The organism is Streptomyces sp. MK37H, assembly GCF_018035285.1.
Lineage (GTDB): Bacteria > Actinomycetota > Actinomycetes > Streptomycetales > Streptomycetaceae > Streptomyces > Streptomyces endocoffeicus.
This window is the reverse complement of sequence record NZ_JAAAYH010000392.1, coordinates 1-8,456: the sequence shown is the minus strand read 5'-3', so window position 1 is coordinate 8,456 and position 8,456 is coordinate 1. Positions and strand designations below refer to the sequence as shown.

Annotated in this window: 1 protein-coding gene; it reads left to right on the top strand. The window is 71.7% G+C overall.

Annotated features, from left to right (window positions below; translation table 11 throughout):
• A partial coding sequence (locus tag GWI24_RS35430; protein WP_210950136.1) for a type I polyketide synthase occupies positions 1-8,456 on the top strand: 8,456 nt, incomplete at both ends.

The following is an 8,456-nucleotide window of genomic DNA, read 5'->3' as shown; positions in this document are numbered from 1 at the left end:
GGCCCGGGGTCTCGCCGGTACCGCCGTGGCCTGGGGCCCCTGGGCCGAGGGCGGCATGGCGACCGCGGAGGGGATGGAAGCAGAGCTTGTCCGCCGTGGCCTGGCGGTCATTCCTCCGACGCTGGCCCTTGCCGCGCTACAGGGAGCGGTCGCGGGTGACGACGGTGTGCTGACGGTCGCCGATGTGGACTGGGAGCGATTCGCCCCCGTGTTCACCTCGGAGCGCCCGAGCCCGTTGATCAGTGATCTGCCCGAGGTCCGGAGGGCGCTCGACAGTGCGGGCTCGCCCGGCCAGGCGGGCGACGCTTCCACGGGTCTGCGGGCACGTCTGGCGGGGCTGACCGCGGCCGAGGTCGACCGGACCCTGCTGGAACTCGTGCGGAGCCAGGCCGCGGCGGTTCTCGGCTTCGCGGGTGCGGAGGTCGTTGAGCCTGCGCGTGCGTTCAAGGAGCTGGGTTTCGACTCGCTCACGGCGGTGGAGTTCCGTAACCGGCTGAACGCGGAGACCGGGCTGGTGTTGCCGGCCACGTTGGTCTTCGACTACCCGAGTGCCACGGTGCTGGCCGACCATCTGCGTGCCGAGGTGCTGGGGACGCAGGGTGCGGTGGCGGCGCCGTCGGCGGCGGTGGCTCCGGCCGATGACGACCCGATCGCGATCGTCGGGATGAGCTGCCGCTTCCCCGGCGGTGTCGGAAGCCCCGAGGACCTGTGGCAGCTGGTGGCCGGCGGTGGCGACGCCATCTCCGACTTCCCGTCCAACCGCGGGTGGGACGTCGACGGGATGTACGACCCGGATCCCGAGCGGCTGGGCACGTTCTACTCGCGCGAGGGCGGCTTCCTGCACGAGGCGGGCGAGTTCGACGCGGGCTTCTTCGGGATCTCGCCGCGTGAGGCGCTCGCCATGGATCCGCAGCAGCGGCTGCTGCTGGAGACGTCCTGGGAGGCGTTCGAGCGGGCCGGTATCGCTCCCATGTCCGTGCGTGGCCGGCAGATCGGCGTGTTCGTGGGCGCCGCGACCTCGGGCTACGGGGTCGGGCACGACGGCGCGGCCGGGGAGCTGGAAGGGCAGATCCTGACCGGCAACGCGACATCGGTCGTATCCGGTCGCATCTCCTACACCATGGGTCTGGAGGGGCCCGCGCTGACGGTGGACACGGCGTGCTCGTCGTCGCTGGTCGCCCTCCACCAGGCGGCGCAGGCGCTGCGCCAGGGCGAGTGCGAGATGGCGCTCGCCGGTGGTGTGACGGTGATGGCCACGCCCGGCGCGTTCGTGGAGTTCAGCCGTCAGCGTGGGCTCGCCCCCGACGGCCGGTGCAAGCCGTTCGCGGACGCCGCGGACGGCACGGGCTGGTCCGAGGGTGTGGGCATGCTGCTGGTGGAGCGGCTGTCGGATGCTCAGCGCAACGGTCACCAGGTGCTGGCGATCGTGCGGGGCTCTGCGGTCAACCAGGACGGTGCGTCCAACGGTCTGACGGCGCCCAATGGCCCGTCGCAGCAGCGGGTGATCCGCCAGGCCCTCGCCAACGCCGGAGTGCCGGCCGCCGAGGTGGACGTGGTGGAGGCGCACGGCACGGGCACCACGCTGGGCGACCCGATCGAGGCGCAGGCACTGCTGGCGACGTACGGCCAGGAGCGGCCGGAGGGCCGTCCGCTCTGGCTGGGCGCGCTCAAGTCGAACATCGGCCATACGCAGGCCGCTGCCGGTGTCGGCGGAATCATCAAGATGGTGATGGCGATGCGGCACGGGGTGCTGCCGCGGACGCTGCATGTGGACGAGCCGTCGCGCGAGGTGGACTGGTCGGCGGGTGAGGTGCGGCTGCTGATGGAGGCGACGGAGTGGCCCGAGACCGGGCATCCGCGCCGGGCGGGCATCTCCGCCTTCGGTGTCAGTGGTACCAACGCGCACACCATCATCGAACAGGCCCCGGTGGCGGACGAGGCGGAGCCTGCCCCGGCGGCCCCGGCCGACGATCAGGGCATCGTGCCCTGGGCGCTCTCCGCCCGGAGCGCGGAGGCTCTGCGTGCGCAGGCCGAGCGGCTGCGGTCGTATCTGCTGGAGCGTGCCGAGCTCGGCACGCTGGATGTGGGCTACTCACTGGTGGCCTCGCGCTCGGTGCATGAGCATCGCGCCGTGATCTCGGGTGCGAACCGTGCGGAACTGCTGCGCGGCGTCGAGGCTGTCGCGGCCGGTGACGTGGCCCCGGGAGTGGTGCAGGGCGTCGAGGCGCCATCGGGCCTGATGGCGTTCCTGTTCTCGGGCCAGGGTGCGCAGTGTCTGGGCATGGGGCGCGAGCTGTATGAGGCGTTCCCCGCCTTCGCCGATGCGTGGGACGAGGTGTGTGCGCATCTGGATGTGGTGCTGGATCGTCCGTTGCGGGAGGTGGTGTTCGCGGCGGAGGGGAGCGCGGACGCCGAGTTGCTGGATCGGACGGCGTTCACCCAGCCGGCGCTGTTCGCGGTCGAGGTGGCGTTGTTCCGGCTGCTGGAGCACTGGGGTGTCGGCCCGGATGTGCTGATCGGTCACTCCATCGGTGAGATCGCGGCCGCGCATGTGGCCGGGGTGTTCTCGCTGGAGGACGCGTGCACGTTGGTCGGGGCGCGTGGCCGTCTGATGCAGGCGCTGCCGGAGGGTGGCGCGATGGTCGCGATCGAGGCCTCCGAGGAGGAGATCGCGGGCTCGCTGGCCGGGCGTGCGGCCGAGGTGAGCATCGCGGCCGTCAACGGTCCGACGGCCGTGGTCATCGCGGGTGATGAGGCGGCGGCGCTGGAGATCGCCGGTCAGTGGGCGGAGCAGGGGCGTAAGACGCGGCGGTTGCGGGTGAGCCATGCGTTCCACTCGCCGCGTATGGACGCGATGCTGGACGACTTCCGCGGCGTTGTCTCCGGCCTGTCCTTCCAGGCGCCGTCCATCGCCCTGGTGTCGAACGTGACGGGCGAGGCGGCGGACGCGGCCGAGGTGTGCTCGCCGGAGTACTGGGTGCGGCATGTGCGCGAGGCCGTGCGCTTCGCGGACGGTGTACGAGCTCTGGAGAAGCTGGGCGTGACCCGGTTTGTCGAGGTCGGCCCCGACGGTGTGCTCTCCGCCATGGCTCGGGACTGCCTGACGGCGGACGCGGGCTCGGCTTCGGTCGTGGTGCCGGGGCTGCGCAAGGACCGCCCGGAGGTCCAGGCGCTGACGGCGGCGCTGGCCGCGCTGCATGTCCACGGTGTCACGGTCGGCTGGGAGCAGGTCTTCGCCGGGCGCGGTGCGCGGAAGGTGGAGCTGCCGACGTACGCCTTCCAGCGTCAGCGCTACTGGCTGGAGGACACGAGCGGAGCGCCGGGTGGTTCCGCCGCGGACAGTGTGGACGCCCGCTTCTGGGACGCGGTGGAGCGCGAGGACCTGGAGGCGCTGGCCGAGGCGCTGGACGTCGACGGCGGTGGCTCGCTGGGCGAGTTGCTGCCCGCGCTGTCCTCGTACCGTCGTCAGCAGCGTGACCGGGCCACGGTCGACGGCTGGCGGTATCGGATCTCGTGGAAGCCGGTCCCGGATGCGACGGCTGGTTCGCTGTCGGGTACGTGGCTGCTCGCGGTGCCCGCCTCACTCGCGGACAGCGAGATCACCGGAACGATCACTCAGGGGCTGGAGAAGTCCGGCGCCCGTGTCGTACCGGTGGCGGTTGACGCCGACGCGGACCGCGATGGCCTCGCCGAGGCGCTGCTGGGCGCGCTGGGTGATGAGTCCGAGGCGAGTGTGCTGTCGTTGCTCGCCCTGGACGAGGAGCCGTCTGCCGGGGAGCCGACGGTCGCGGCCGGACTCGCGCTGACGCTGCGGTTGGTGCAGGCCGCTGCGGGATTGGACGTGGGCCTTCGGCTGTGGTGTGCCTCGCGGGGCGCGGTGTCGGTGGGGCGTTCCGACCGGCTCGCGAGCGCCGCGCAGGCGCAGGTGTGGGGCCTTGGCCGGGTCGCGGCCCTGGAGCACCCGCAGATCTGGGGCGGTCTCGTCGATCTGCCCGAGACGCTGGACGAGCGCGCGGTGGCGCGGCTGGCCGGTGTGCTCTCCGCCGAGAGTGGCGAGGACGAGGCGGCGGTCCGCGGCTCCGGGGTGTTCGGCCGACGGCTGGTGCGCGCGGCGTCGACGGGCGGCGAGGCGTGGCGGCCGAGTGGCTCGGTGCTGATCACCGGTGGTACGGGTGCCCTGGGCGCGCATGTGGCGCGTTGGGCCGTGCGCGAGGGTGCCGAGCATGTGGTGCTGACCAGCCGTCGCGGTCTCGCGGCGGAGGGTGCCGCCGAGCTGAGGGCTGAGCTGGAGGGACTCGGCGCCGAGGTGACGGTGGCGGCCTGTGACGCCGCCGACCGGGATGCGCTGGTCGAGGTGGTCGCGGGGATTCCCGAGCGCTTCCCGCTGCGTGGTGTGGTGCACGCGGCCGGTGTGCTGGATGACGGTGTGCTCGATGGTCTGACCGTTGACCAGCTCGCTCGGGTGCTGGGGGCGAAGGTCGAGGGTGCGCGGCTGCTGCATGAGCTGACGGCGGACCTGGAGCTGGACGCCTTCGTGATGTTCTCGTCGTTCGCCGGTGTGGTGGGCGGTGCGGGGCAGGGTGCTTACGCGGCGGCGAACGCGTATCTGGACGCGTTGGCGGCGGTGCGCCGTGGCGCCGGCCTGGCGGGTACGGCGGTTGCTTGGGGACCGTGGGCCGAGTCCGGTATGGCCACGAGCGGTCGCGCCGGGGAGCGGGTGCGCGGTGGCGCGGTGTCCGCGATGGCCCCGGCGCTTGCGGTGGACGTGCTGAGCTGGGCCGTGGGCCAGGAGGAGGCGTCGCTCGTCGTCGCGGACGTCGACTGGGAGCGTCTGGCCCCATCGCTGGCCGCGGCGCGCGGTGGCGTGCTCGTCGGCGACATCCCCGAAGCGCACCAGCACCTGACCACGGGCAACGACAAGTCCGGCGCGGAGGCGGCCACCTTCGCCGGGAAGCTCGCCGGACTGTCGGCGGCCGAGCGGAACGCGGCCGTGCTGGAGCTGGTCCGCGGCCACGCGGCCTCGGTGCTCGGCCACGCTTCGGCGGAATCGATCGAGCCCGGCCGGGCCTTCCGCGACCTCGGTTTCGACTCCCTCACGGCGGTCGAGCTGCGCAACCGGCTGGACCTCGCGACCGGCCTCCGCCTTCCGGCGACGCTGGTCTTCGACTACCCGACCGCCGCCGAACTGGCCGACTACCTGGACGCCGAGGCGTTCGGCACGGCCCAGCCGGCCCTCGACGCCATCGCGCCGAGCGCGGTGGCCGTGGACCACGACCCCATCGCGATCGTGGCGATGAGCTGCCACTTCCCCGGGGATGTGCATACGCCGGAGGACCTGTGGCGGCTGGTTGCCGAGGGCGGCGACGCCATCTCCGAGTTCCCCGCCGACCGCGGCTGGGACCTCGACGGGCTGTACGACCCGGACCCCGAGCGGCTCGGCACGTCCTACGCGCGGGAAGGCGGATTCCTCTACGGCGCCCCGGAGTTCGACGCCAGGTTCTTCGGGATCTCGCCGCGTGAGGCGCTCGCCATGGATCCGCAGCAGCGGCTGCTGCTGGAGACGTCGTGGGAGGCGTTCGAGCGGGCCGGTATCGCCCCCGAGTCGCTGCGGGGCGCCCGGGCGGGTGTGTTCGTCGGCACGAACGGCCAGGACTACGCCGGGCTGTGGGTGGACGCGCAGGGCGACCTCGAAGGCCACTTGGGCACGGGAAGCGCGGCCAGCGTGGTGTCGGGCCGCATCTCCTACACCTTCGGTCTCGAGGGACCCGCGGTGACGGTGGACACCGCGTGCTCGTCGTCGCTGGTGGCACTCCACATGGCCATGCAGGCGCTGCGCCAGGGCGAGTGTGATCTGGCCCTGGCCGGTGGTGTCTCGGTGATGTCGACGCCGGGTGCGTTCGTGGAGTTCAGCCGCCAGCGCGGGCTCGCCCCCGACGGCCGGTGCAAGCCGTTCGCGGACGCGGCGGACGGCACGGGCTGGTCCGAGGGTGTGGGCATGCTCCTCGTGGAGCGGCTGTCGGACGCCCGCCGCAACGGCCACCCGGTGCTGGCCATCGTGCGAGGCTCGGCGATCAACCAGGACGGTGCGTCCAACGGTCTGACGGCGCCCAACGGCCCGTCGCAGCAGCGGGTGATCCGGCAGGCGCTGGCGAGTGCCCGTCTGTCGGCGGCCGATGTGGACGTCGTGGAGGCACACGGTACGGGCACGACGCTGGGTGACCCGATCGAGGCGCAGGCGCTGCTGGCCACCTACGGCCAGGGGCGGCCCGAAGGGCGGCCGCTGTGGCTGGGTGCCATCAAGTCCAACATCGGTCATACGCAGGCGGCCGCCGGTGTCGCCGGTGTCATCAAGATGGTGATGGCGATGCGTGAGGGCGTGTTGCCGGAGATCCTTCACCTGGACGAGCCGTCGCGGGAGGTGGACTGGTCGACGGGTGAGGTGCGTCCGCTGACGGAGGCCACCGCGTGGCCGGAGACGGGTCGGCCGCGCCGGGCGGGTATCTCCTCGTTCGGGCTGAGCGGGACCAACGCCCACACCATCATCGAGCAGGCTCCGGCAGCCGAGGAGACCGCTGCTCCGGACACCGTGGTCCCCGCTCCCGAGACGGTCGAGTCGACGGCCGTGGTGCCGTGGCTGGTCTCGGCCAAGAGCCAGGAGGCACTGCGGGCGCAGGCCGAGCGGCTCGCCGCGCATGTGTCGGCCCGGAGCGACCTCGGCGTGCTGGACGTGGGGTATTCGCTGGCGTCCCGGTCGGTGTTCGAGCACCGTGCCGTGGTCATCGGGGAGGACCGGGAGACCCTTCTGCGTGGCCTTGAGTCCGTGGCCGGGCGCGGGATCGCCTCCGGGGTCGTCCAGGGGCAGGGGGTGCCGGGCGGTAAGACGGCGTTCCTGTTCTCGGGCCAGGGTGCGCAGCGTCTGGGCATGGGCCGGGAGTTGTACGAGGCGTTCCCGGCGTTCGCCCAGGCGCTGGACGAGGTGTGCGCGTACCTGGATGTGCTGCTGGACCGGCCGCTGCGGGATGTGATGTTCGCGGCCGAGGGCAGCGCGGATGCCGAGCTGCTGGACCGGACGGCGTTCACCCAGCCCGCGCTCTTCGCCATCGAGGTGGCGCTGTTCCGGCTGCTGGAGCACTGGGGTGTCACCCCGGATGTGCTGATCGGCCACTCGGTCGGGGAGATCGCCGCCGCCCATGTGGCCGGGGTGTTCTCGCTGGAGGACGCGTGCACGCTGATCGCGGCCCGCGGCCGTCTGATGCAGGCGTTGCCGGAGGGTGGCGCGATGGTGGCCATCCAGGCATCCGAGGAGGAGGTCGCCGCCTCACTCGCCGGTCGCGAGCACGAGATGAGCATCGCGGCGGTCAACGGTCCGTCGGCCGTGGTGATCGCGGGCCATACGCAAGCGGTCCAGGAGGTGGCGGACACATGGAAGGCGAAGGGGACAAAGACTAGGCGTTTGCGGGTCTCTCATGCGTTTCACTCTTGCCTCATGGACAGTATGTTGGACGCGTTCGGCCACGTGGTCCGTGAGGTCTCTTTTGAACCGCCGACCATGGCGCTGGTGTCCAATGTCACCGGTGGGCTGGTATCGGAGGCGGAGACGTGTTCTCCGGATTATTGGGTTCGGCATGTGCGTGAGGCGGTTCGGTTCGCGGATGGGGTACGTTCGCTTAAGGCGTTGGGTGTGACCAGGTTCTTGGAAGTGGGGCCCGACGGTGTGCTCACCGCGATGGCCCAGGACTGTCTTGCGGAAAATGCAGAGGACGCTTCGGCGGCAATGCTGGTCCCTGTGCTGCGCAAGGAGCGCCCCGAAGCGGGGGCATTGATGACGGCGTTGGCCGAATTGCACGCACACGGTGCCACGGTGAACTGGGAACCGGTATTCGCCGGCCGCGGTGCCGGCAAGGTGGAGCTGCCCACCTACGCGTTCCAGCGCGAGCGGTTCTGGCCGGAGACAACCGTTGCCGGTGGAGGCCGGGATGCCGGTTCGACCGGCGCGGATTCGGTGGACGCGCGATTCTGGGAAGCGGTCGAGCGCGAGGATCTCGAAGCGCTCGCCGAGGCGCTCGACGTCGATGGCAACGCACCGCTGAGCGCGGTGCTGCCCGCGCTGTCCGCGTATCACCGGAGCAGCCGTGAGCAGTCCACGATTGATGGTTGGCGTTATCGGGTGTCCTGGAAGCCGGTTGGGGATGTGGCCGGTGGGTCGTTGTCGGGGACCTGGCTGGTGGTGGTTCCGGCGTCGCGTGCCGGGGATGAGCTGGTGGCGGGGGTGGTCTCCGGGCTTGAGCGGCATGGTGCGGGTGTGGTGTCGCTGACGGTGGGCGAGGGGGACCTCGACGCCGGGGCGCTGGGGGAGCGGTTGCGTAAGACGGTCGCCGACGTGCCTGAGTTGGGTGGTGTGTTGTCGCTGCTGGCTCTGGATGAGGAGCCCTGCCTCGGGCATCCGGCGCTGTCCA